At 72.1% G+C, this 23,085-nt stretch carries 19 protein-coding genes; 7 read left to right on the top strand and 12 right to left on the bottom strand.

Features of this window, described 5'->3' with window-relative positions; genetic code table 11:
* Window positions 1-16 precede the first annotated feature (16 nt).
* Window positions 17-763, top strand: coding sequence for an SDR family oxidoreductase (locus tag IG99_RS06950; protein ID WP_037670842.1), 747 nt, complete (start codon window positions 17-19; stop codon window positions 761-763).
* A 633-nt stretch (window positions 764-1,396) separates the two neighbouring features.
* Here the strand turns inward: IG99_RS06950 and IG99_RS06945 are convergent.
* A complete protein-coding gene (locus IG99_RS06945) occupies window positions 1,397-2,800 on the bottom strand; it encodes an ROK family transcriptional regulator (RefSeq protein ID WP_037670841.1) in 1,404 nt (467 codons plus the stop codon).
* Between the two features lie 145 nt (window positions 2,801-2,945).
* Between IG99_RS06945 and IG99_RS06940 the strand changes: the two genes are divergently transcribed.
* On the top strand, window positions 2,946-4,157 hold the full coding sequence (locus IG99_RS06940) for an MFS transporter (protein ID WP_037670840.1): 1,212 nt from the start codon (window positions 2,946-2,948) through the stop codon (window positions 4,155-4,157).
* Here IG99_RS06940 and IG99_RS06935 read toward each other — a convergent pair.
* The gene (locus tag IG99_RS06935; RefSeq protein ID WP_037670839.1) at window positions 4,117-4,575 is read right to left on the bottom strand and encodes an acyl-CoA thioesterase; all 459 of its coding nucleotides are present in this window, start codon (window positions 4,573-4,575) and stop codon (window positions 4,117-4,119) included. The two genes, IG99_RS06940 and IG99_RS06935, sit on opposite strands and share 41 nt — an antisense overlap.
* Window positions 4,576-4,752: 177 nt before the next feature.
* On the opposite strand from IG99_RS06935, the gene IG99_RS06930 reads away from it, so the two are divergent.
* A complete protein-coding gene (locus IG99_RS06930; protein ID WP_037670837.1) occupies window positions 4,753-6,174 on the top strand; it encodes a uracil-xanthine permease family protein in 1,422 nt (473 codons plus the stop codon).
* Here IG99_RS06930 and IG99_RS06925 read toward each other — a convergent pair.
* Window positions 6,156-7,298, bottom strand: coding sequence for a glycoside hydrolase family 6 protein (locus IG99_RS06925; protein ID WP_037671008.1), 1,143 nt, complete (start codon window positions 7,296-7,298; stop codon window positions 6,156-6,158). The two genes, IG99_RS06930 and IG99_RS06925, sit on opposite strands and share 19 nt — an antisense overlap.
* 172 nt (window positions 7,299-7,470) lie before the next feature.
* Here IG99_RS06925 and IG99_RS06920 point away from each other — a divergent pair, with 172 nt between their 5' ends.
* A complete protein-coding gene (locus tag IG99_RS06920; protein ID WP_037670835.1) occupies window positions 7,471-8,166 on the top strand; it encodes a DUF5995 family protein in 696 nt (231 codons plus the stop codon).
* 102 nt (window positions 8,167-8,268) lie between these two features.
* Window positions 8,269-9,198, top strand: a complete 930-nt coding sequence (locus tag IG99_RS06915; RefSeq protein ID WP_037670834.1) for an LLM class F420-dependent oxidoreductase — start codon at window positions 8,269-8,271, stop codon at window positions 9,196-9,198.
* 78 nt (window positions 9,199-9,276) lie between these two features.
* Here the strand turns inward: IG99_RS06915 and IG99_RS06910 are convergent, their stop codons facing one another.
* Together IG99_RS06910 and IG99_RS06905 are read right to left on the bottom strand one after the other, a co-directional pair.
* A complete protein-coding gene (locus IG99_RS06910; protein WP_037670830.1) occupies window positions 9,277-10,989 on the bottom strand; it encodes a flavin monoamine oxidase family protein in 1,713 nt (570 codons plus the stop codon).
* Between the two features lie 62 nt (window positions 10,990-11,051).
* Window positions 11,052-11,840: a carbon-nitrogen hydrolase family protein gene (locus tag IG99_RS06905; protein ID WP_037670828.1), complete on the bottom strand. Its 789-nt coding sequence runs from the start codon at window positions 11,838-11,840 to the stop codon at window positions 11,052-11,054.
* Window positions 11,841-12,070: 230 nt separating this feature from the next.
* Here IG99_RS06905 and IG99_RS06900 point away from each other — a divergent pair, with 230 nt between their 5' ends.
* Complete coding sequence (locus IG99_RS06900; protein WP_037670826.1) at window positions 12,071-13,243, top strand: GDSL-type esterase/lipase family protein; 1,173 nt, start codon at window positions 12,071-12,073, stop codon at window positions 13,241-13,243.
* Here IG99_RS06900 and IG99_RS06895 read toward each other — a convergent pair.
* The 7 genes from IG99_RS06895 to rpe form a co-directional block, all read right to left on the bottom strand.
* Entirely contained in the window at window positions 13,233-14,354 is a 1,122-nt protein-coding gene (locus IG99_RS06895) for an MFS transporter (protein WP_234311760.1), read from the bottom strand. The genes IG99_RS06900 and IG99_RS06895 overlap by 11 nt on opposite strands.
* A 132-nt stretch (window positions 14,355-14,486) precedes the next feature.
* Complete coding sequence (locus IG99_RS06890) at window positions 14,487-14,939, bottom strand: Lrp/AsnC family transcriptional regulator (protein ID WP_037670822.1); 453 nt, start codon at window positions 14,937-14,939, stop codon at window positions 14,487-14,489.
* A 10-nt stretch (window positions 14,940-14,949) separates the two neighbouring features.
* On the bottom strand, window positions 14,950-16,419 hold the full coding sequence (locus tag IG99_RS06885; RefSeq protein ID WP_037670821.1) for an amino acid permease: 1,470 nt from the start codon (window positions 16,417-16,419) through the stop codon (window positions 14,950-14,952).
* A 225-nt stretch (window positions 16,420-16,644) separates the two neighbouring features.
* Window positions 16,645-17,142, bottom strand: a complete 498-nt coding sequence (locus IG99_RS06880; RefSeq protein WP_037670819.1) for a GNAT family N-acetyltransferase — start codon at window positions 17,140-17,142, stop codon at window positions 16,645-16,647.
* Between the two features lie 67 nt (window positions 17,143-17,209).
* Window positions 17,210-18,652, bottom strand: a complete 1,443-nt coding sequence (locus IG99_RS06875; RefSeq protein WP_037671006.1) for a GuaB1 family IMP dehydrogenase-related protein — start codon at window positions 18,650-18,652, stop codon at window positions 17,210-17,212.
* Window positions 18,653-18,895: 243 nt separating this feature from the next.
* The gene (locus IG99_RS06870; RefSeq protein WP_037670816.1) at window positions 18,896-19,942 is read right to left on the bottom strand and encodes a sugar-binding transcriptional regulator; all 1,047 of its coding nucleotides are present in this window, start codon (window positions 19,940-19,942) and stop codon (window positions 18,896-18,898) included.
* A gap of 99 nt (window positions 19,943-20,041) precedes the next feature.
* On the bottom strand, window positions 20,042-20,728 hold the full coding sequence (gene rpe / locus IG99_RS06865) for a ribulose-phosphate 3-epimerase (protein WP_037670815.1): 687 nt from the start codon (window positions 20,726-20,728) through the stop codon (window positions 20,042-20,044).
* Window positions 20,729-20,820: 92 nt separating this feature from the next.
* Between rpe and IG99_RS06860 the strand changes: the two genes are divergently transcribed.
* Entirely contained in the window at window positions 20,821-22,962 is a 2,142-nt protein-coding gene (locus tag IG99_RS06860; protein ID WP_037670814.1) for an MMPL family transporter, read from the top strand.
* Window positions 22,963-23,085: the final 123 nt, after the last annotated feature.

Raw genomic sequence — 23,085 nt, 5'->3', positions numbered from 1 at the left:
GGAAGGACCGAGGACCATGACCACGATCCTGGTGACCGGCGGCACCGGAACGCTCGGCCGGCTCGTCACCGAGCGGCTGCGGACGGACGGGCACGAGGTGCGGGTGCTCAGCCGCCACAGCCGACCGTACGCCGTGGACCTGCGTGAGGGCGGGGGCCGGCTGGACGCGGCCGTCGAGGGCGTGGACACGATCGTCCACTGCGCGAGCTCGCCGCGTGGCGGTGACGAGCGTGCGGCGACCCATCTGATCGCGGCGGCGCGGCGGGCGGGGGTGGGCCATCTCGTCTACATCTCGATCGTCGGTGTCGACCGGGTGCCGTTCGGCTACTACCGCACCAAGCACACCGTGGAGCGGCTGGTCGAGGAGTCGGGACTGGGGTGGACGGTCCTGCGGACCACCCAGTTCCACGATCTGCTCGTCCAGATGTTCCAGGGGCTCGCCAAGTCTCCGGTGATGCTCCTGCCGGCCCACGTGCGGGACCAGCCGATCGAGGTCGGTGAGGTCGCGGCGCGCCTCGCGGAGCTCGCGACCGGCGCGCCGGCCGGCCGGGCCGAGGACATGGGTGGACCCGAGGTGCGGACGCTCAGCTCCCTGGCCCAGGCGTACCTCACGGCCACCGGCCGACGCCGAGCCGTCGTGAACGTCCCGCTCTGGGGCGCGGCCTACCGGGGCTTCCGATCGGGCGGCCACCTGGCCCCGGAACGAGCCGTCGGGAAGGGGACGTTCGAGGAGTACCTCACGAAGCGCTTCGGGCGGAGGTGAGGGGAGGGTGTGAGTGGGGGCGGCTGGGTAGGGCGGGGCGCCTGCCAGCGGGGTGGGGCCTGCCCGAAAGGGCGGGGCGGAGTGTGCGAGACGGGCGGCGCCCGCCCGGAGAGACGGGGGCCCGCCCGGAGAGACGGGGGCCCGCCCGGAGAGACGGGGTCCGCAGGAAGGGCGGGTTCTGCCATGGCGTGCCGGGCCTGCCGTGGCGGGCCTTCCAGCGGGGCGGGCCCGTGCGAGACGGGCGGCGCCCGCCCGGAGAGGCGGGCTCCGCCCGGAGAGACGGGGGCCCGCCCGGAGAGGCGGGGTCCGCAGGAAGGGCGGGTTCTGCCATGGCGTGCCGGGCCTGCCGTGGCGGGCCTTCCAGCGGGGCGGGCCGGCCTCTTGGCCGGACGGGGCCTGTGATCGGGTGGAGTCTGCCGTGGCCGACGAGAACTGCCGGACGGAGCGGGGGCTGCTGGGCAGGCCTGGCCTGTCTGCTGACGGGCCATGACGGGGCCGGGCTCACGACGCGGGCGAGACCCGCCGCCAGGGCGAGACCCGCCAGCCGGGACAGGGCCTGGCCGGCCGGGCTGGGCCTGCCGTCGCGGGCCGGGGGGTCCTTCTGCCCTCATCCGCCTGACAGCCGCCCGCCGGCTACCGCTCCGCCGGTGCGAACAACTCCTCCTGCGCTGTCTCCTGTGCCGTCAGCAGCGCGCCACGCAGGACCGCGCCGCCGCCCAGGGTGCTGGGACGTACCTCCGTGGGCAGGGGCGACAGCCGGCGGACTCGCTCCTCGACCAGAGCGGCGAGCACCTCTCCCCCGGCCTGGCCGATCTCCCCGCCGAGCACCACGCACCCGGGATCCAGGAGGGCGGCGACCGAGGCCACGCCGATCGCGAGCCGATCGGCGAGAGTGTCGAGGAAGCGGTCTGCTGCCACGAGATCAAACCCGGGGCCGGTGCCGGCATCCGTAGCCGCATAGCGCCCTGGCCGCGCCGTCACCCCGGCCCTCCGGCCGGTGCCGGCATCCGCATCCGCATCCGCAGCCGCAGCCGCAGCCGCAGCCGCAGCCGCCTCGTCGTACCGCCCTGACCTCGCCGCCGCCCCGGCCGCCGGGCTCGCCTCGACCCCGATGCCCGTCACAGCCGCAGCCGCGGCCCTCGCGCTCCACACGACGTCCACAGCCGCGCGCACCACCTCCGCCACCACGGCCCTCTCCCCCCGAACCCCGGCCCGCTCCGCCAACTCTTCGATCGCCCACGCCCCGGCCAGCGAATGGAAGCCCCCCTCGCAGTCGGTGGCCGACGGCAGTCCCGCTGTCCCCGGCACCGGGAGGAACCCGATCTCCCCCGTACCGCCTGAGGCACCGCGCCTCAGGCGGCCGTCGAGGACGACCGCCGCGCCCGTGCCCTGGCCCAGCCAGAGGAGGACGAAGGTGTCCCGGTCGCGAGCGGCGCCCTGACGCTGCTCGGCCAGCGCCGCGAGGTTCGTCTCGTTCTCGACGATCACCCGGGCCTGGGGCAGCCGATCCTGAAGGGCGGCGACCAGGCGCCGGTGCCACTCGGGCAGCCCCGTGGAATCGCGAAGTTCGCCGCTCGCGGGGTCGATGAGGCCGGGCGCACCGATGCCGACGGTGTGCAGCCGGTCCGCCCCCGCCTCCTTCACCGCCCGCTCGACGAGCGCCACCGCCCGCTCCACCGCGGGCCCCGTCCCCGTGTCGTCGCCGATCGGTACCGACGCCTCCGCCAACGCCCGGCCCAGCAGGTCGGACACGACCACCGAGACGCCCTCGGTACGCACGTCCAGGGCCGCCAGCTGAGCCCGGTCGGCGACGATCCCGTACAGCTTCGCGTTCGGCCCCCGCCGCTGCTCCCCCGCCTCCCCGACGACCGCGATCAGCCCGGCCGCGGCAAGCCGCTCGACGAGGTCGGCGACCGTCGGCCGGGACAGGCCGGTCAACTGCTTCAACTGCGCCGCCGTCAGCGGGCCTTCCCGCTGCAACAGGCGCAGGGCGAGCCGGTCGTTGATGGCCCGGGCGGTGCTCGGGGATGCGGGCATGCCGGGAATCCTCCCAGATCGGCGGAGCGGCACGGTTCCACGCCGGAGGCGCACCCGTCACCTATCTATCAGGCAGGGTCCCTGATAGTTTACGCCGAGCCAACGTACGGGAGCAGGGCGGACACTGCCGGGGAGGGGCCGGAGAATGACTGGAGTGGTCTACGAGCAACGTGAGGTCAGGCGCGCCCGGTACGCCGTGGCGGCCGTCTTCGCCGTGCACGGAGCCGTGACCGGGTCGTTCGCGACCCGCGTGCCGTGGATCCAGGACCACGCCTCGGTGAGCGCGGGCCAACTGGGCCTCGCCCTCGCCTTCCCCGCGCTCGGCGCGTCCGTGGCGATGCCGCTCGCGGGCAGCGTCAGTCACCGCTTCGGCGCCCGCAACGCCCTGCGTGGGCTGATCGGCCTGTGGACCGTGGCGCTCGTACTGCCGTCCCTCGCGCCGAACCTGCTCACGCTCTGCCTGGCCCTGTTCGTCTACGGGGCGACGGCCGGCATGGCGGACGTGGCGATGAACGCGCTGGGCGTGGAGGTCGAGACCAGAATCGGCCGGTCGATCATGTCCGGTCTGCACGGCATGTGGAGCGCGGGCGCCCTGGTCGGCTCGGCGGCGGGCACCTTCGCCGCGCACCTCGGGGCCGACGCGCGGCTGCACCACGCCCTGGCGGCGGCCGTGCTGACCGCCGTCGGCGTGGTCGCGTGCTCGTGGGTGCTGGACCTGCAGCCGGCCGAGGACGAGGAACCGCCGCCCCGGTTCGCCCTGCCGCCCCGGTCGGCGCTGCTCATCGGCGCGGTCGGCTTCTGCGCGGTGTTCGCGGAGGGCGCGAGCCTGGACTGGTCGGCGGTGTACCTGCGTGACCAGTTGGAGAGCTCGGCCGGTCTGGCGGCCGCCTGCACCACGGGCTTCACGCTCACCATGGCGATCGCCCGGATCGCCGGCGACCGGGTGGTGGACCGCTACGGTTCCGTGCGCACGGTCCGGGTGAGTGGTGTCCTCGCGGCCCTCGGCGGGGTGCTGATCGTCGTGGCGGACCAGCCGGCCGTGGCGATGGGCGGGTTCGCGCTGATGGGCCTCGGTATCGCCGTCGTCGTACCGCTGTGCTTCGCCGCGGCCGGCCGCAGTGGCCCGAACCCCAGTCTGGCGATCGCGGGCGTCGCGACGATCACGTACACCTCGGGGCTGGTCGCGCCCAGCGCGATCGGCACGCTGGCGCAGGTGACCAGCCTCGTGGTCTCGTTCGGCCTGGTGACGGTGCTGGCCTGCGGGCTCGCGGCGTTCGCGGGGGTTCTGCGCAGCGGCGACCGGGACCGTCCGAAGATCAGTCGGCCGAGCGCAGAAGTGTCCGACCCGCGGCCCTGAACTCCTCGCTCCACGGCGCGGGACGCATGGTCGTCGCGTCCAGCCGGACCAGCACCCGCGTCCCGTGCGCGTAGGTCTCGACGCCGTCGGTCGAGCAGAAGCGGAAGCCGTACGTCAGCCCGGTCGTGCCGAGCCGTTCCAGCCAGAGGTGGACGGCGTACGCGCCCGGCCGCGTGACCGGGGCCTCGTAGGTGATCCGCAGTTCCTTCACGGCGTTGCAGGCGTCGCCTGCGGTGGTCCAGTCGCCCGCGAAGCTGATGCCGTGCGCCTCCCAGAACTCCGCCCAGGCCCGCTCGACCATGAGCGGGTAGCGGGCGTTGTGGAGCAGTCCGAGGGCGTCCAGGTCGTCGAAGTGGACGGTGACGGGGATCAGGCGGCCGTACGACAGGGCGGGTGCGGACAGGGCTTCGGCGGTCACGGGTGGGGCTCCTGAGATGTATGGGACAACCATCCCCATCCTAAGCGGACGCTCACCCTCGATTCCGCCCTGACAATGGGTCCGAGCGATCGCCCCGGGCCATGGGTCCGGACAATGGTCCGGGCACCCGTACCGGTGCCCCGCAAGCCGCCCCCACGACGAAAGCGATACCGCACCATGGATCTTGGCGTCCGCTGGAAACTGCACGGCGACGGACGCAATCCGGCCCCAGGAGCCGTGGTCCGCCCCGACGAACGGCTCTCCTGGCCCCGCACGGTCGGGCTCGGCGCCCAGCACGTGGTGGCCATGTTCGGCGCCTCGTTCGTGGCCCCCGTGTTGATGGGCCTGGACCCGAACCTGGCGATCATGATGTCCGGCGTCGCCACCGTGATCTTTCTGCTCGCCACCCGCGGCCGGGTGCCGAGCTACCTGGGCTGTTCGCTCTCCTTCGTGGGAGTCGCGGCGGTCATCCGGGCCGACGGCGGGACCAGCGCCACCGTGACGGGTGCGGTCCTGGTCGTCGGCGTCGCGCTGTTCCTCGTCGGTGTCGCCGTGCAGCGCTTCGGGGCGCGGATCATCCACGCGGCGATGCCGCCGGTCGTCACCGGCGCCGTCGTGATGCTGATCGGCTTCAACCTCGCCCCGGTGACCGCCACCACCTACTGGCCCCAGGACCAGTGGACCGCCCTGCTGGTCATGCTGTTCACCGGTCTGGCGGTGGTCTGCCTGCGCGGTTTCTGGTCCCGCGTCGCGATCTTCCTGGGCCTGGTCTTCGGATACGGCATCTCCTGGGCCTTCGACCGGATCTTCGGCCGGATCCACTCGGCGGACGGCAGCGGCAAGGTCACCGACCACTGGCGGCTCGACCTGTCCGGGGTGGGCCACGCCGACTGGATCGGGCTGCCCTCCTTCCACGGGCCGTCCTTCGAGTGGTCCGCGATCCTGGTCGCCCTGCCCGTCGTCATCGCGCTGATCGCGGAGAACGCCGGGCACGTCAAGGCGGTCGGCGAGATGACCGGCGACGCGCTCGACGACAGGCTGGGTACGGCGATCTCGGCCGACGGCATCGGCTCGGTGCTGTCCACCGCGGTCGGCGGCCCGCCGAACACCACGTACTCGGAGAACATCGGCGTGATGGCCGCGACCCGCGTCTACTCGACGGCCGCGTACTGGGCCGCCGCCGGATTCGCCCTGCTCTTCGGTCTCTGCCCGAAGTTCGGCGCGGTCGTGGCCGCGATCCCGGGCGGAGTCCTCGGCGGCATCACCGTCATCCTGTACGGCATGATCGGCCTGCTCGGCGCCCAGATCTGGCTCAACGCCGGGGTGGACCTGCGCAATCCGCTGAACCTGGTGCCGGCCGCGGCGGGCATCATCATCGGCGTCGGCAACGTCACCATGAAGTTCACCGACACCTTCTCCCTCAGCGGCATCGCCCTGGGCACCCTGGTCGTCATCACTGGCTACCACGCGCTGCGCGCCTTCGCCCCGGCCCACCTCAAGACCCAGCACCCCCTCCTCGACGAGGGGACCAGCTCCTACGACAGCGAGGCCGACGAGACCGGCGAGACCGGTGACGGGGCTCAGCGCGCCAAGTCGTAGGCGTAGGAGGGCGAGAAGGTGCCCGGCGTGCCCTTGCAGCCGTCCGACTCCCCCGGCAGCTTCACCCACAGGTAGGCGTCGATCCGGGGCTCGCCGGTGTTCAGTGTGGGCGCCCGGCCGATCTTCCGCCCGGCCGGGTCGCACCACTGGCCGTCGGCCGGGGCGCCGTTGCCGTTGCGGCTGGTGTCGATGACGGCACCGAGGCTCGCGGGGCCGCCGAGGGCGTCGAGGACCTGTCGGTCATAGGCGATCTCGTCGGCCGTGCGGTGGAAGTTGGAGACGTTGCTGAAGATGCCGTCGGACCCGGCGGGCGAGGCGGCGCCGGCCTGCCTCAGCCAGGCCGCCTGCTTCGCGGGCGCGTTCCAGGCGGAGTGGCCGGCGTCGTAGTAGACCCGTGCCTTCGGTGCCGCGGCCTTCATCGCACGGCCCGCGCGGGCCAGCGAGGCGAATCGGGCGGCGCGTGGTCCGGCCGCGAGGCAGTCGGCCTGGGCGATGGAGTCGGGCTCCAGGACGACGACGACCTCGCCGGAGCCCAGCCCGGCGGCGAAGGCGTCGATCCAGCGGTCGTAGGCGTCCAGGTCCGGTGCCCCGCCCTCGGAGGCTCCGCCGCAGTCACGGCCCGGGACGGCGTACGCGACGACGACGGGCACCCGCCCCCGCACCGAGCCTGCCGCGGTGACCGCCCGCACCCGTGCGGTGATGGTCGCGGGGTCGAAGTCGGCGAACCACACCGCCGCCGGCCGGTCGGCGATCCGGGACCTGATGACGTCCTGGCGGGGGTCGTCGGGGTGGTCGCCGAGCCAGTCGAGGACCTGGGAGGCGGGGTGCCGGTACAGCCGGGCGGAGGCGGCGGACCGTGTCCCCGTCCCGGGCCGGGCCCCGGTCGCGGCGGGCGACGGCGTGCTGCTCGCCCGCTTCAAGGCATGCGAACGCGAGGTGGACGGCGAGGGGGTGACGGTCGGCGAGGGTGACGCCGACCGCACGGCCGGGAACGACTTCTGGCCCTCCGAGCGGCTCACGGCCACGCCCGGCGCGGCCTGGTCCGATCCCCGCCCGTCACCGAACGCGGCCAGCGTTCCGGTCACGGTGCCGACGGCGGCCACGATCGACGCCGCCGCCACCATCGCGGCGCGCCGCACGGCACGCCTGCGTTCCGCTCTGCGTGCGGCGAGACGCTGGGCGCGTAAGCCTGACACGGTGCTGCTCCCCTCCCCCACGGCGGGCGCGTTCCCCCGTTCTGGGGAAGCGTCGGGCCCGCCGGCACCCGGATCAGCGTAGGGCTGCGACCCTGCCGTCATGCCGCAATCGGAACAGTTCACCTCATCCGTGGACTCGGTCGACACCGTCCTGTCCCGCATGCGCGTCCTGGCCGCCGCACTGCCCGAACGGGACGGAATCGCGGTCTTCAACCGCGTCTACCTCACCGTCACCGAGGAGGTGGACCGGCACATCGACGCGGGCCGGTTCGCCGGTGCCCGGGCCGCGATCACGCTGGACGTACGGTTCGCGGAGCGGTACCTGGCAGCCGTGGACGCGGTGGCGGACGAGCGTCGCCCACCGGCCTGTTGGCGGCCGTTGTTCCAGTTCCGCCGCCATCCCGGCGTACGTCCGCTGCAGTTCGCGCTGGCGGGCATCAACGCGCACATCGGGCACGACCTGGCGCTCGCCGTCGTGGACGCCTGTCGTACGTTGCACTGCGAACCGGCCGACCTGGAGGACGAGTTCGACCGCGTGGGCGATCTCCTCGTCTCGCTGGAGGAGCGTATCCGCGAAGATCTGATGCCGGGCCCCGACCTCCTCCAGATCGCCGACCCGCTGACCCATCTGCTCGGTTCGTGGAGCCTGGAGCGCGCCCGGGACGCCACCTGGTCGGCGGCGCGTGCGCTGTGGGCCCTGCGCCGACTGCCGGACCTCGCCGCGGAGTTCGCCGAACGCCTCGACACGGCGGTCGGGTTCGCGGGCCGCATGCTGCTGACACCTCTGCCGGACTGAGCCGCCCGCCCGGTGGCCGATTCCCGCGCCCGCCCCGCCGAACTGATCAATGAAAGTTGTACGTTCGACAGAAATTGACCACGTGTCGAAGGAGCGGTGGGCATGGCGACCAGACTGGGACTCGGTCTCCCCCAGAACAAGCAGTACGACCTCGGACGCGACGTGCCCGACGTGGCACGCGCAGCCGAAGGGATCGGCTACAGCAGCCTCTGGGTGTACGAGCGCGCCCTGTTCCCCGAGCCCGCCACCCAGGGCCTGTACGGCATCGAGGGCCTGCCCTGGCCGGACGCCTACCGCGGTGTGGCCGAGCCCCTGGTCACCCTCACGCTCGCCGCTGCGGCCACCGAGCGGGTCCGGCTGGGCACGAGCGTCCTCGTCGCCCCCCTGCACATACCGTTCCAGCTCGCCAAGGCCCTCGCCACGCTGGACGCGGCGAGCGGCGGCCGGGTGGTCGCGGGCTTCGGCACGGGCTGGTCGCTCGACGAGTACGCGGCCGCCTCGGTCCGGCCCTTCGAGGAGCGTGGCCAGGTGCTGGACGAGCTGATCGAGGTGTGCCGCGCGGTGTGGGGCCCGGACCCGGTGGCGTACGACGGCCGGGTCACGACGATCGCGTCGGCCGTCGTCGGGCCGAAGCCCGCCCGGCCGATCCCGATCCTGCTGGCGGCCAGCTCGCCGAAGGCCCAGCGCCGGCTGGTCGACAGCGCCGACGGCTGGATGCCGGTGGGCATGGGCGCCGAGGCGCTCGCCAAGCAGTGGAAGCGGCTCCAGGACCTGGCCGCCGAGCGCGGACGCACGGAGCCGGTCCAGACGGTCCTGCGAACCAACCCGCACTACCTGGCCGGGGGGTACGACGGCCCCGACCGTCAGCCCTTCCAGGGCAGCGTCGACCAGATCGTCGAGGACCTCGCCGCCCACGCCGAGGTCGGCCTCGACGAGATCCTCATCGACCTCCAGGGCTCGACCCGCGACGCCCAGGAGCTGAAGGACGTCGCCGCCGAGGTGTTCGAGAAGGCGCGCGCGGCAGGGGTCTAGGCCTGTCGTTCGGATCAGGTCGCCGGGAAGCAGCGGTTTCTGGACCCCGCGGCTGCGGCGTGACCTGAACGACAGGCCCTAGTCCTCCGGGAGCTCGACCGGCGCGATCTCGTCGAACACGTCGCCCGGGCCCGGGTTGGTCGCGTCGGTTTCCCCGCCGAAGTGGTGCATGACGCCCCAGACCGCGTTCAGCGCGGTCTGGATCGCGCCCTCGGCCCAGCCGGCCGTCCAGGAGATGTCGTCACCGGCGAGGAAGATGCCCCGCTTGTCCTCGGGCAGCCGGTCCTGCACGAAGTGGGTGAACAGGCGCCGCTGGTAGCGGTAGTGGCCGGGGAGGTTGGCCTTGAACGCGCCCATGAAGTAGGGCTCGTTCTCCCAGGAGACGGTGACCGGGTTGCCGATGACGTGCTTCCTGATGTCGACGTTCGGGTAGATCTCGCCCAGCGACTTCAGCATGACCTCCATCCGCTCGCTCGCGGACAGCGGCAGCCACTTCAGGCTGTCGTCGCACCAGGTGTAGGAGAGGCAGATGACGGCGGGCTTGTCGGGGCCGTCGTCGAGGAGGTAAGTGCCGCGCGTCATACGGTCGGTGAGCGTCATCGACATGACGTCACGCCCGGTTGGATTTCCCTCGTCGTCGACGGCCTTGTCCAGCCAGAACGGCCGGTCGACCGGCACGAAGAGCTTCGAGCTCTCCATGTAGTGCGTCCGCTCGATCGCGGTCCAGTGGTCGATCGGGAAGAGCGAGTCGTCGCAGGCGATCTTCGACAGCAGCATCCAGGACTGGGCGGTGAAGATCGCCGCCCGGTAGGTGCGGATGTCGCCGTTCGCGTCCGTCACGGTGATCCGGTTGCCGGCGGTGCGGTGCAGCCGGGTCACGGCCGGGCGGGGCTCGCCGCCCTCGTGAAGGCTCGCCAGCGAGGTCCCCCGGGCCCAGTGCACGATCTTCTGGGGCTCGCGCTCCCAGAGCCGGAGCGGCAGCTGCTGGCTGCCGCCGACGATGCCGCGGTGGTGGTCGTCGGCCTCGGTGTAGACGACCCGGAGGATCTCCAGGATGGAATTCGGGAAGTCCGTGTCCCAGCCGCCCGTCCCGAAGCCGACCTGGCCGAAGATCTCACGGTGGCGGAAGGACTTGAACGCCTCGGAGTCGCAGAGGAAGCCGTAGAAGGTCTGGTTGTCGAGCTTCTCGACGAGCCGGGACCAGATCTCGCGGATGCGCGGCACGTCCCGCTCGCGCAGGGCGCGGTTCATGTCCGAGAAGTCGGCGCCCTCTTCGAGACACCGGTTCCAGGCGTCGGCGACGTCCCGGTAGACCTGCGGGAGGTCATCGATCGTCTCGGCGTAGTGCGACTCGCCCTTGAGGTCGACGACCGTCGAAGGGGTCGCCTCCGAGAGGGGGTTGGGGAAGGGCCGGGTCTCGAGTCCCACCAGGTCGATGTAGTGCTGCAGCGCCGTGGAGGACGGCGGGAAGCGCATCGCGCCCATCTCCGCGGTCAGCGACGGGTCGCAGCCGTCGAAGCCGACGGTCCGGAGCCGGCCGCCGATCCGGTCGGCCTCGTACACGACGGGCTTGAGGCCCATCTTCATCAGCTCGTACGCGGCCACGATGCCGGACAGACCACCGCCGATGACCGCGACCTCCGTGCCGTGCTCGGTCGCCGGGACCTGCCCCAGGCCCGCCGGGTGGGCGAGGAAGTCGTCGTACGCATAGGGGAAGTCCGGGCCGAACATGGTGATCGGCGGCTGCTGCTCGTCTGCGTGCTCGACGGCGTTGGGCACGGTGGACGTCATGGGGTACGGACTCCTTGCGCGAAAGGTACTGGGAGAAGCTCAGGGGGCGGCGAGGCGGCAACTCAGACCAGGGACCCGTAGAGCCCGGGACGGCGGTCCTTCAGATACGGGTTCGCCTCGCGGGAGGCGGCCAGGAGGGCGGGGTCGGCGTCGGCGGACACCAGCTCCTCGCCCCGGCCGGCACGGGCGCGGGCCACTCCGTCGGGGCCGGCCAGCGTGGAGAGCCCGACGAACTCGAACTCGCCCTCCGTGCCGACCCGGTTGACGTAGGCGACGTACATCTGGTTCTCGAAGGCGCGTACCGGGATCACCGACTCGGCCACGAACTGGAAGGGGTGCATCTGAGCCGTCGGCACCACCAGGAGGTCGGTGCCGGCGAGGGCGTGGGCGCGGACGTTCTCCGGGAACTCGACGTCGTAGCAGATCATCAGCCCGACGGTGAGGCCGTCGAGTTCGGCCTGGACGACCGGCTGGTCGCCCGGCACGAAGTGGTCGCGCTCGAAACAGCCGAAGAGGTGGGTCTTGCGGTAGTTGGCGAGCCGCGCGCCTTCGGCGGAGATCAGCTGGGCGGAGTTGAAGACGACGTCGGAGGAGCGCTCCGGGTACCCGTACGCGACCGCCAGCCGGTGCCGCGCGGCGATCTCGGCGACCGCGTCGGCGGAGTCGCCGTCGGCGGGCTCGGCGAGGCGGGCGATGTCGTCGCCGATCGCGTAGCCCGTGAGGAACATCTCCGGCGCGACCAGCAGTCCCGCACCCGCGGCGGCGGCGCGGTCGGCGGCCTCGTCGAGGACCTTGAGGTTCTCGACGACCGAGCCGGGCCGGCCGGAGCTCTGGAGCAGGGCGGTGCGCATGGGTGTCCTCACCGGGGCGAAGGGATGGTTGTGGGGGCCACGTAGACGGTACGGGTGGCGGAGTCGGGCGGACAAGAAGGAGCCGTTGCGCGCCGGTGAGCGGTTCGTTGCGTCACGAGGCACCTCTACGGCGATTCGTTGCGCGCCCGGTCCGGTACAACCGGCCGTGCCCCGGGCCCTGGCCGGAAAACTCCATGCGGAACCCGGTATGCGGTTGGCAGGCTGGGATCATGAACGCCCCGGACTGGATCACCACCCCCCTCACCGCCGACCTGCTGCGCGGCGCCCTCGACCTGGAGCACACCGAGCACGGCGTGCTGCCGCACCGACTGCCCGCCTGGGCGCGCGCCCAGAACTCCGACGGGCAGCTGGCCGGGGCGGAAGCCCAGCCCTCGGGCGTACGGCTGGCGTTCCGCACCCGGGCGACCGCGGTCGAACTGGACACGCTCCGCACCAAGTTGGCGTACGAGGGCGCTCCGCCCCGTCCGGACGGCGTGTACGACCTGCTCGTCGACGGCCGTCTCACCGCCCGGGCGAGCACGACCGGCGGCAACGTCCGCCTGGTGGACATGGCCACCGGGTCCGCGGAGACACGGCCCGGCCCGGTCGGCACCGTCCGCTTCCCGGGTCTTCCCGACGGTGAGAAGAACATCGAGATCTGGCTGCCGTACAACGAGACGACCCAGCTCGTGGCCCTGCGCACCGATGCCCCCGTCGAGCCCGCGTCTGTGGACGGCCGCAGGGTGTGGCTGCACCACGGCAGTTCGATCAGTCACGGCTCGAACGCGGCGAGCCCCACGACGATCTGGCCGGCGCTGGCCGCCTCGCTCGGCGGCGTGGAACTGATCAACCTCGGCTTCGCCGGCAGCGCCCTGCTCGACCCGTTCACCGCCCGGTCCATCCGTGACGCCTCCGCGGACCTGATCAGCCTCAAGATCGGCATCAACCTGGTCAACCTCGATCTGATGCGTCTGCGGGCCTTCGCCCCGGCGGTGCACGGCTTCCTCGACACCATCCGCGAGGGCCACCCGACCACTCCGCTGCTGGTCGTCTCGCCGATCCTGTGCCCGATCCACGAGGACACTCCTGGCCCCGCCGCCCCCGACTTCAGCAACGTCAGCGAGGGCGTGCTGAAGTTCGTGGCCATGGGCGATCCCGCGGAGCGGGCCGCCGGGAAGCTGACGCTCAACGTCATCCGGGACGAACTCGCCCGCATCGTGAAGCAGCGCGCGGTCGACGACCCGCACCTGCACCATCTCGACGGCCGTGACCTCTACGGCGAGGCGGACTCGGCCGAGTTGCCGCTGCCCGACCAGCTCCACCCGGACGCCGCCACGCACCGCCGCATCGGCGAGCGCTTCGCCGCGCTGGCCTTCGGCTCCGGCGGAGCGTTCAGCGCCTGAGACGCGCCCGCCCTCCGGTGACGATCACCAGCGCCGTGACCAGGTACGGCACCGCGAACAGTGCGAACGCGGTGCTGTGCGCGGCGACCGTGGAGACGAGTGCTCCGTAGCCGCCGTACACCGCGACCGTGGTCAGCTCGGTGCCCAGGCCCGCGACGGACGTCAGCGTGGCCCGGCCACCGCCGTCGATGCGCTGCTGGAGCCGCGCGTCCGCCAGCACCGTCGCCAGCTGGAAGCCGCCGAAGGCCAGCGCCACCAGGCCGATGCCGGCCGGTGTCCGCGCCAGCGCTCCGGCGGCGAGAGCGAGCGCGGAGGCCGCGAGCACAAGGGCGAGGCCGACTCGGCCGAGGCGTTCGGCGGTGCCGGCGAGCAGGCTGCCGACCGTCGCTCCCACCCAGACCAGCACCAGGAGGTAAGGCACCGTCCCGTCCGGGACGCCGGTGTCGCGGATCAGCAGCGGTGTGTACTCGTCGAGGGCGCCCCATACGGCGGTGACGGCGGGCACGAGCAGCAGGGCTCCGCGTACGGACCGGTCGCGGCGGGCCTCGGCGAGTCCGCCGCGCAGCGTCGCCGCCCAGCTGTCGCCGGCCTCCGCCTCGACCGCCGAGGCGGACCGCTGCTCGGGGAACCGGGTCGCCGTCAGCGCGGTGAGCAGGCAGGCCAGCACGCTCGCCGCACCCACGGCCAGGTAGCCGCCCGCCGCGAGGACCGGCCCGGCGAGTGCCGTCGCCGCCATCACGCCCACCTGACCGGCCGCGGCGGCCCGGCCCATGACGCGCGTGTACCGGTCGTCGGCGCCGAGCCGCTCCAACTCCTCGTAGACCAGCGCCTCCAGGGCGCCGGAACCGAGCGCTCCCCGCGCGCCCCACAGGACGAAGCCGAGGGCGAAGGCTCCGTACGAGGGGGTGAGCACCCACAGCGCGAAGCCGACGGCGGTCAGCAGCGGCCCCAGCCACAGCAGCAGCCGACGCGAGACCGCGTCGGCCCAGACGCCCGAGGGGACCTCCAGCACCATGCCCGTGACCGACCACAGGGCGAAGAGGGAGGAGATCTGCCAGACCGACAGGCCGGTGTCGCTGAAGAGCAGCGCGTACACCGGGTAGAGCAGCACGAAGTCGTCGAGGAAGGCGTACGTGTACAGCGTCCGGGTCAGTCGCCGGACGCGCGCGAAGCGTGTCGTGGATCAATGTCGCCGGGCCATGACATTGAGCGCAGACCCGCGTTCCCCGAGCCCACCAGCGCTTTACGTGGGCGACCCCGACGAGAACCGGCGCAGCAGCGGCGACAGCACCAGCACGGATCTCGTGCGCTCCACGAACGGCTCCCCGGCGATCCGCTCCAGGACCCTCTCGAAGTGCCGCATGTCCGAGGCGAAGACCTGGGCGACCGCGTCCGCGTCTCCCGTGACGGTGGACGCGGCCACGACCTCCTGGTAGCGCTCCAGGCCCCGCTGGATGATCTCCGGCGAGGTGTTGCGCCGGCAGTAGATCTCGACGAACCCCTCCGTCTCCCAGCCGAGGGCCGCCGGATCGACCCGCACGGTGAATCCGGTGATGGCTCCGGTGGCACGCAGCCTGTCCACGCGCCGCTTCACGGCGGGCGCGGACAGGCCGACGAGCTGCCCGATGTCCGCGTAGGAGCGGCGGGCGTCCTCGGCGAGGGCGTGCACGATGCGTTCGTCGAGATCGTTCAGCACTGCGGGTGGTTCACTTCGCTTCTGGTGTGGCAAGACGGGAACGGCGGTGGCCGTACAGGAAGTAGAACACGAGCCCGACGGCCATCCAGACCCCGAAGACGACCCAGGTGACGGCCGAGAGGCTGCCCATCATCCACAGGCAGAACGCGAAGCCCAGCGCGGGCAGGACCGGCGACAGCGGCACGCGGAAGGTGCGGTTCATGTCCGGGCGGGTCCGGCGCAGCACCACGACGGCGATGTTGACCAGCGCGAAGGCGAACAGGGTGCCGATGCTGGTGGCGTCGGCGAGCTGGCCGAGGGGGATGGCCGCGGCCAGGATGCCGCAGAAGAGGGAGACGATCAGCGTGTTGGCGCGGGGCGCGCCCGTCTTCGGGTGGACCTTGGCGAACACCTTGGGCACGAGCCCGTCCCGGGACATCGCGAAGAGGATGCGGGTCTGACCGTAGAGGACGGTCAGGACGACGCTCGCGATGGCGACGACGGCGCAGAACGCCAGCAGGGTGCCCCAGAACGTCTGTCCGGTGACGTCGCGCATGATCTGGGCGAGCGCGGCCTCGGAGTCGGTGAACCCCTGCCAGGGCTTGGCGCCAACGGCGACGGCGGCGACGAGGACGTACAGCGCGGTGACGATGACGAGGGAGAGCATGATCGCGCGCGGCAGGTCGCGCTGCGCGTTCTTCGCCTCCTCGCCGGCCGTGGAGGCGGCGTCGAAGCCGATGTACGAGAAGAAGAGCGTCGCGCCGGCCGCGCTGACGCCGGTCATTCCGAGCGGCATGAAGTTCTCGTAGTTGCCGGAGCGGAAGCCCTGGATGCCGATCGCGCAGAACAGCACCAGGGCGGCGATCTTCACGACGACCATGATCGTGTTGGCGCGGGCGGACTCGCGGGCGCCGCCGAGCAGGAAGGCCATGGCGAGCAGGACGACGATCAGCGCGGGCAGGTTGAACACGCCGCCGTCGCCGGGCGGAGCCGACAGGGCGGCGGGGAGGGTGACGCCTATGGTCCCGTCGAGCAGTTCGTTGAGGTACTCCCCCCAGCCGACGGCCACGGCGGCCACCGACACGCCGTACTCCAGGACCAGGCACCAGCCGCACACCCAGGCGATCAGCTCGCCCATCGTTGCGTACGCATACGAGTAGGAGGAGCCCGCGACGGGGATCGTGCCGGCCAGTTCGGCGTAGGAGAGGGCCGAGAAGAGGGCGGTGAGACCGGCGATCACGAAGGAGAGCGTGACGGCGGGGCCGGCCTTGGGCACGGCCTCGCCGAGGACGACGAAGATTCCGGTGCCGAGGGTGGCACCGATGCTGATCATGGTGAGCTGCCACAGCCCGAGGGAGCGCCGCAGGGAACCTCCCTCGCCCTGCCCGCCCTCCGCGACCAGGCGTTCCACGGGCTTGCGACGCATCAGGCGCGTGCCCAGCCCGGGGGACGGGGGCGCTGTCCGGTTGTGGTCCTTCGGGGGTGCGCCTTGATCGAGCACGCGCTGACTCCTTCGTCGCTGCCTCTCAGGGCGGCGGGGACCGGCGGCACCCCCGCTCGAGCAGGGACCCACCGAGCGGGGTCCCCGCCACGCCACGTACAGCGCAGCACCCTACGGGGCGGAGCGTTGCTGTTGAAATGCAGCAACCATGCACGTCCCCGCAAGATCATTGCGTTGCTCGCGGGTGACCGGACATTCGTTGCGCGGAGGCTTTGGACCCTTGCGTCAGCGCAGCTCTTTGACGAGGAAGGTGCACAGGTCGGCGCGCTCGTGCCGCACGCCGTCGGAGTCCAGGTACGCCCAGCGGTCGACGTACGCCACCGTGGGCCGGTAGCCGAGCCGCGCATAGAGAGCGGCCGCCCGCCGGTTGTCGTCGCCCACGCCGAGCCCCATCGCGCCGACGCCGCGCTCCCGCGCCAACCGCTCGGCGGCGCGCACCAGCGAGGTGCCGACGCCCTGGGAGCGGAGCGACTCGGGCCACACGAGAAGGCCGTTGATCTCCGGGCAGCCGGGCTGCGCCAGCCGTACCTCCGCCGCCTCGCAGCCGGTCCACCGGACCTCGGCGTGCCCGACGGGCCTGCCGTCGAGCCACGGGATCAGGTAGGTGCTCCGTCCCGCCTCCTGGCGCGCGAACCGGGCGGCGTGACACCCCTCGACGCTGGACGAGGGCATGCGCCGCTCCAGTACGGCGATGTCCTCCGCACGGCTCACGGTGATGTCCATACGAGGACCGTAGAGGCCCGGCGGGAGAACGGCCCCCGGTTTTCGACGGGGTCCCGCGGAGCCGGGGTCAGCTCCAGCTGGCGTGCAGAGCCTTGCCCTCCGCGTAGCCGGCCGCGCTCTGGACGCCGACGATGGCCTTCTCGGCGAACTCCTCCAGGGAGGCCGCTCCGGCGTAGGTGCAGGAGGAGCGGACGCCCGCGATGATCGAGTCGATCAGGTCCTCGACGCCGGGGCGGGCCGGGTCCAGGAACATGCGGGAGGTGGAGATGCCCTCCTCGAACAGCGCCTTGCGGGCCCGGTCGTACCCCGACTCCTCGGAGGTGCGGTTGCGCACCGCGCGCGCGGACGCCATGCCGAAGGACTCCTTGTACAGCCGCCCGTCGGCGTCCTGCTGGAGGTCGCCAGGCGACTCGTAGGTGCCCGCGAACCAGGACCCGACCATCACGTTGGACGCGCCGGCGGCCAGCGCCATCGCCACGTCGCGCGGGTGGCGGACACCGCCGTCGGCCCACACGTGCTTGCCGTACTTGCGCGCCTCGGCAGCGCACTCCAGCACGGCGGAGAACTGGGGCCGGCCGACGCCGGTCATCATGCGGGTGGTGCACATCGCGCCCGGGCCGACACCGACCTTGATGATGTCGGCGCCCGCCTCGACGAGGTCCTTCACACCCTCCGCGGAGACGATGTTGCCCGCGACGATCGGCACCCCCGGGTCGAGGTCGCGCACCAGCTTGATGGCGCTGATCATCGACTCCTGGTGGCCGTGCGCGGTGTCGATGACGAGCGTGTCGACCCCGGCGGCGAGCAGTTCCTCGGCCTTGCCCGCGACGTCGCCGTTGATGCCGACGGCGGCGGCGACGCGCAGCCGGCCGTCCGCGTCGGTGGCGGGGGTGTAGAGGGTGGCGCGCAGGGCGCCCCGGCGGGTGAGGATGCCGGCGAGGCGGCCCTCCTTGTCCACGGCGGGGGCGTAGCGGCGGTTGGCGTGGTCCAGCCGGTTGAAGGCCTCGCGCGGGTCGATGTCGGCGTCGAGCAGCAGCAGGTCCTTGGACATCACCACTTCGAGCTGGGTGAAGCGGTCAACACCGCTGAGGTCCTGGTCGGTGACGACACCGACGGGCCGCCGGTCGTCGTCCACCACGACACCCGCGTTGTGGGCCCGCTTGGGCAGCAGGGCCAGCGCGTCGGCGACGGTCTGGTGCGGGGCCAGCACGATCGGGGTGTCGAGGACGAGGTGACGGCTCTTCACCCAGGAGACCACGTCGGTGACGACGTCGTTCGGGATGTCCTGCGGTATGACGACGAGGCCGCCGCGCCGGGCCACCGTCTCGGCCATGCGGCGGCCGGCGATGGCGGTCATGTTGGCGACGACCAGCGGGATCGTGGTGCCCGTGCCGTCCGGGGAGCTGAGGTCCACGCCCTGCCGTGAGCCGACCGCGCTGCGGCTCGGCACCATGAAGACGTCGTCGTACGTCAGGTCGTACGCGGGCTGGATGTCATTGAGGAAACGCACGTGCTGCACATCCCAGTCGATCAGAGGTGGCCCCCGGACAGGTCAGCCAGGGGGAAGAGCACGTACTTCATTGTCCCATGTCGACCGGTACGCGGTCCCCGGTCGCATCATCCAAGCAGGTCAGGGGCGTATTCGGAGGAACCTCCAAGGGCTGGCGGCGACGGCGAGCGCCGGTGCCGGCCCTCCGTGTCGATGAACGAGGGGGCGGTGTGCACCGCCCCCTCATCGCACTCCCTCAGGCCCTCAGGCCCCGTCCGGGTCGGTCCGGTTGAGGGCCGGCTTCGGCGTCGGCCGCCCCGCCGTCATCAGGTAGTCCGCGGCCGACGTGTCCGTCACGAGGCTGGTGACGAGCCCGGACCGCAGCACCGCGTCGATCGCGGCCGCCTTGCGCTGCCCGCCCGCGATCGCGACGACCTCGGGGATACGGCGGAGCTGGTCGGCCTTGACCGTGATGCACCGCTCGCCCAGGTCCCGCCCCACCCGGCGGCCCTCGGCGTCGAAGAGGTGCGCGGACATCTCCGCCGCGACGCCGAGCGAGGCGTAGTGCGCCCGTTCCTCGTCGCTGAGCATGTCGTGCACCGTCGAGATGCCCGGCTCCCAGGAGCCGATGGAGACGCAGGCGACGGTGACCTTGTCGAAGTACTCGAAGGCCCGCGCGATTCCGGTCTGGTGACGCAGCGCGGCCGCGGTGGCCGCGTCCGGCAGCAGCATCGGCGCGTAGATGGGGTGCGCGTCGCCGCCCGACACCTGCGCGGCGCGGCGGACGGCCTCGACCGAACCGCGCTCGGCGGTCCCGGCGTCGTACACGCCCGTCAACTGCACCACCGTGCACGGCGGGAGCCGGTCGAGGGCGGCGGCCATGTGGATGGTGGACCGGCCCCAGGCCAGCCCGAGCACATCGCCCTCGTTGACGAGCTCACCGAGCAGGTCGGCGGCCACCTCGCCCAGGTTCTCCGGGTCGGGCGACTCCTCGACATCGGCCGGGGACTCGACCACCACGGCGTGCCTGAGGCCGTAGCGGGCGCGCAGCGCGTCGGAGCGCTCGGCGTCCAGCTCGGCCGGCACACGGATCTCGATACGCACGAGATCCCGTTCGAGGGCCGTCTCCAGGACCCGGGCCACCTTGAAGCGGCTGACGCCGAACTCCTCCGCGATCTGGATCTTGGACTTGCCCTCGAGGTAGAAGCGGCGGGCCATGGCCGCCGCCTGCACCAGCTCAGCGGGTCCCATCCGCATGGCTGACCGGCCCGCCGACATACCCGACACGGCGATCTCCTCACTGCTGTTCACACTCTGGATTCGCCGTTCATCCTTGCAGATCCGGCGTACTTGATCAGCCCGGATGGGCGCCGTTCACATTCCTTTGGCCTGAGGTCTGCCCAGTAACCCCTAGTGTGCGCAGGCCCACGACGCCTTGGCGGTCGCGGCGTCCGCCTGGCTGCGTAGTGCACGTACCGCCTCGGCCGGGTCGGACGCCCCGTAGACCGCCGACCCCGCCACGAAGACGTCCGCACCGGCGTCGGCGCAGCGCTCGATGGTGGAGGCCGACACTCCGCCGTCGACCTGAAGCCACAGCTCGAGCCCGTGCTTGCTGATCAACTCGCGGGTCCGGCGGATCTTCGGAAGCATGATGTCGAGAAAGGCCTGGCCTCCGAAGCCCGGCTCGACCGTCATGATCAGCAGCATGTCGAGCTCGGGCAGCAGGTCCTCGTACGGCTCGATGGGCGTCGCGGGCTTGAGCGCCATGGAGGCACGGGCGCCCTTCGCACGGATCTCCCGGGCGAGTCGCACCGGCGCGGCAGCCGCCTCGACATGAAAGGTGACGGACGAGGCACCTGCCTCGACGTACTGCGGGGCCCAGCGATCGGGGGCCTCGATCATCAGATGGCAGTCCAGCGGGGTGTCCGTCGCACGGGCCAGGGACTCTACGACCGGCACCCCGAGCGTGAGGTTCGGTACGAAATGGTTGTCCATGACGTCGACGTGGAGCCAGTCGGCTCCCTCGACCGCCTTCGCCTCGTCCGCGAGGCGGGCGAAGTCGGCGGACAGGATGCTGGGGTTGATCTGCGCGGCCATGACCCAAGAGTATGCGCTGCGCCGTGCTCGGTCGGTGGGGCCCCAAAATCGGTGTCCCGCGCCCCCTTCACGGCGCTCGTGCGGAGGTCTCCATGACGAGTAACCGAGGCATGGCGTATCTGGTCTGCGGGCGGCGTGCCAAGTGGCTGGTGCTGGCGTTGTGGGTGGTGGTGCTGTTTCTGACGGCGCCGTTCGCGCAGAAGCTCACCGACGCCCAGGACAACGACGCGGCCTCGTGGCTGCCGGGGTCCGCCGAGTCCACGCAGGTACTGCAGTTGTCGAAGGACTTCCGGCCCGAGCAGATCCCCGCCGTCGTCGTCTACGCCCGGGACGGCGGGCTCACCGCACAGGACCGGGCGCAGATCACCGCGGACGCGGCTCAGTTGCGACAGCTGCGCGACCACGGCATCCGGGGCGCGGAGACCCGTGGGCCCGTCTACGACCGGCCGGCCGGTCCCCGGGCGGCGGAGATCCTCGTACCGATCACGATGGACGAGAAGGGCTGGGAGCGGATCAAGCCCGCGGTCGACTCCATCCGGGACGTCACGGGCGAGAGCCGCGGCGGCCTGGCCGTGCACATCGCCGGCCCCGGCGGCACGTCCGCGGACTTCGCCAAGGCCTTCGAGGGCATCGACTCGACGCTGCTGCTGTCGGCGATGACGGTCGTCATCGTCATGCTGCTGATCACCTACCGCAGTCCGACGTTGCTGCTGGTCCCGCTGCTCGCGGTGGTCGCCGCCCTGTTCACCGCGCAGGCCCTGATCTACTTCCTGGCCACCCACGCGGGCCTTACGGTCAACGGCCAGAGCGCCGGAATCCTCACCGTGCTCGTCTTCGGCGCGGGCACGGACTACGCGCTGCTGCTGGTCGCCCGCTACCGGGAAGAGCTGCGCCGTCACGAGGACCGGCACGAGGCGATGGCACTGGCCCTGCACCGGGCGGGCCCCGCCGTCCTCGCCTCCGGCGCCACGGTCGTGCTGAGCATGCTGGTGCTGCTGGCGGCCGAGATGAACTCCACGCGGGGCCTCGGTCCGGTCGCGGCCATCGGCGTCGCGGTCGCCCTGCTCGCGATGATGACGCTCTTCCCTGCCCTGCTGGTCATCTTCGGCCGCTGGATCTTCTGGCCGGTGATCCCGCACCTCGGCACGCCCGACCCCTCCGAGCGCGGCGTGTGGGCCCGCATGGGGCGCCGTATCGCCCGGCGTCCGCGCATGACGTGGGCGGTGACGGCACTGGTGCTTGCGGTGTGCTCCCTCGGCCTGATCCAGCTGCGCGCCGCGGGCATCTCCAACGCGGACGCCTTCACCGGGAAACCGGACTCGGTCACCGGTCAGGAGGTGTCCGCGCGGTACTTCCCCGCGGGCAGCGGTGATCCGCTGGTCATCGTCTCCGACCAGGCCCAGGCCCGGCAGGTGGGCCTTGCGGTCGCGGCGACCCCGGGGGTCGTGCCGACCTCGCTCGGGCTGCCGCCGGGCACGAAACCGTTCAACGACGGCAAGGTGCTGTTCGAGGCCACGATGACCGCCCCCTCGGACAGCGAGGCGGCGAAACAGACCGTCGAACGGGTCCGGGACGCCGTCCACGCGGTGCCGGACGCCGACGCGAAGGTGGGCGGCGGCACGGCGGCCCTGCTGGACATGGACAAGGCGACCACGCACGACAATCTGCTGATCATCCCGCTGGTTCTGACAGTCGTGCTGCTGATCCTGTGCGCCCTGCTGCGGGCCCTGATCGCCCCGCTGCTGCTGGTCGGGACGGTGATCCTGTCCTTCGCGGCGGCGCTGGGCCTCAGTGCGCTGGCGTTCCGATACGTGTTCGACTACGCGGGCGAGTCGACCGACTTCCCGCTGTTCGTCTTCGTCTTCCTCGTGGCCCTGGGCATCGACTACAACATCTTCCTCACCACCCGCATCCGCGAGGAGGCGGGCCGTCAGGGCACCCGCCCCGGCGTGGTGACGGGCCTGGCGGCCACCGGCGCGGTCATCACCTCCGCCGGCCTGGTCCTCGCCGGCACCTTCGCCGCCCTCGGCACTCTCCCCATGGTGGCCTTCGCCGAGATCGGCTTCGCGGTCGCCCTCGGCGTCCTCATCGACACCTTCATCGTGCGGTCCGTGCTGGTCACGGCCCTGTTCCTGGACGTCGGCCCGAAGGTGTGGTGGCCGCACCGGCTGGCCCGGGACGACGGCGGCGCGGCCGCACGGGCCCGGGCGGAGGAGCGGGTCGGCGGGGCTTAGGGCTCCTTTCACCATGCCCACCCGGGCCGCGCGGCCTGGGCACCGCGCCTCGCCGCGTTGCCGAAGAGCCCCTAGTAGCTCCGCTACGAGGGCTCTCCGGCGCCTTGCGATGCACGGCGCCAG

This window comes from Streptomyces griseus subsp. griseus, from assembly GCF_000720255.1.
GTDB lineage: Bacteria > Actinomycetota > Actinomycetes > Streptomycetales > Streptomycetaceae > Streptomyces > Streptomyces griseus_I.
This window is presented reverse-complemented; position numbering and strand designations above follow the sequence as displayed.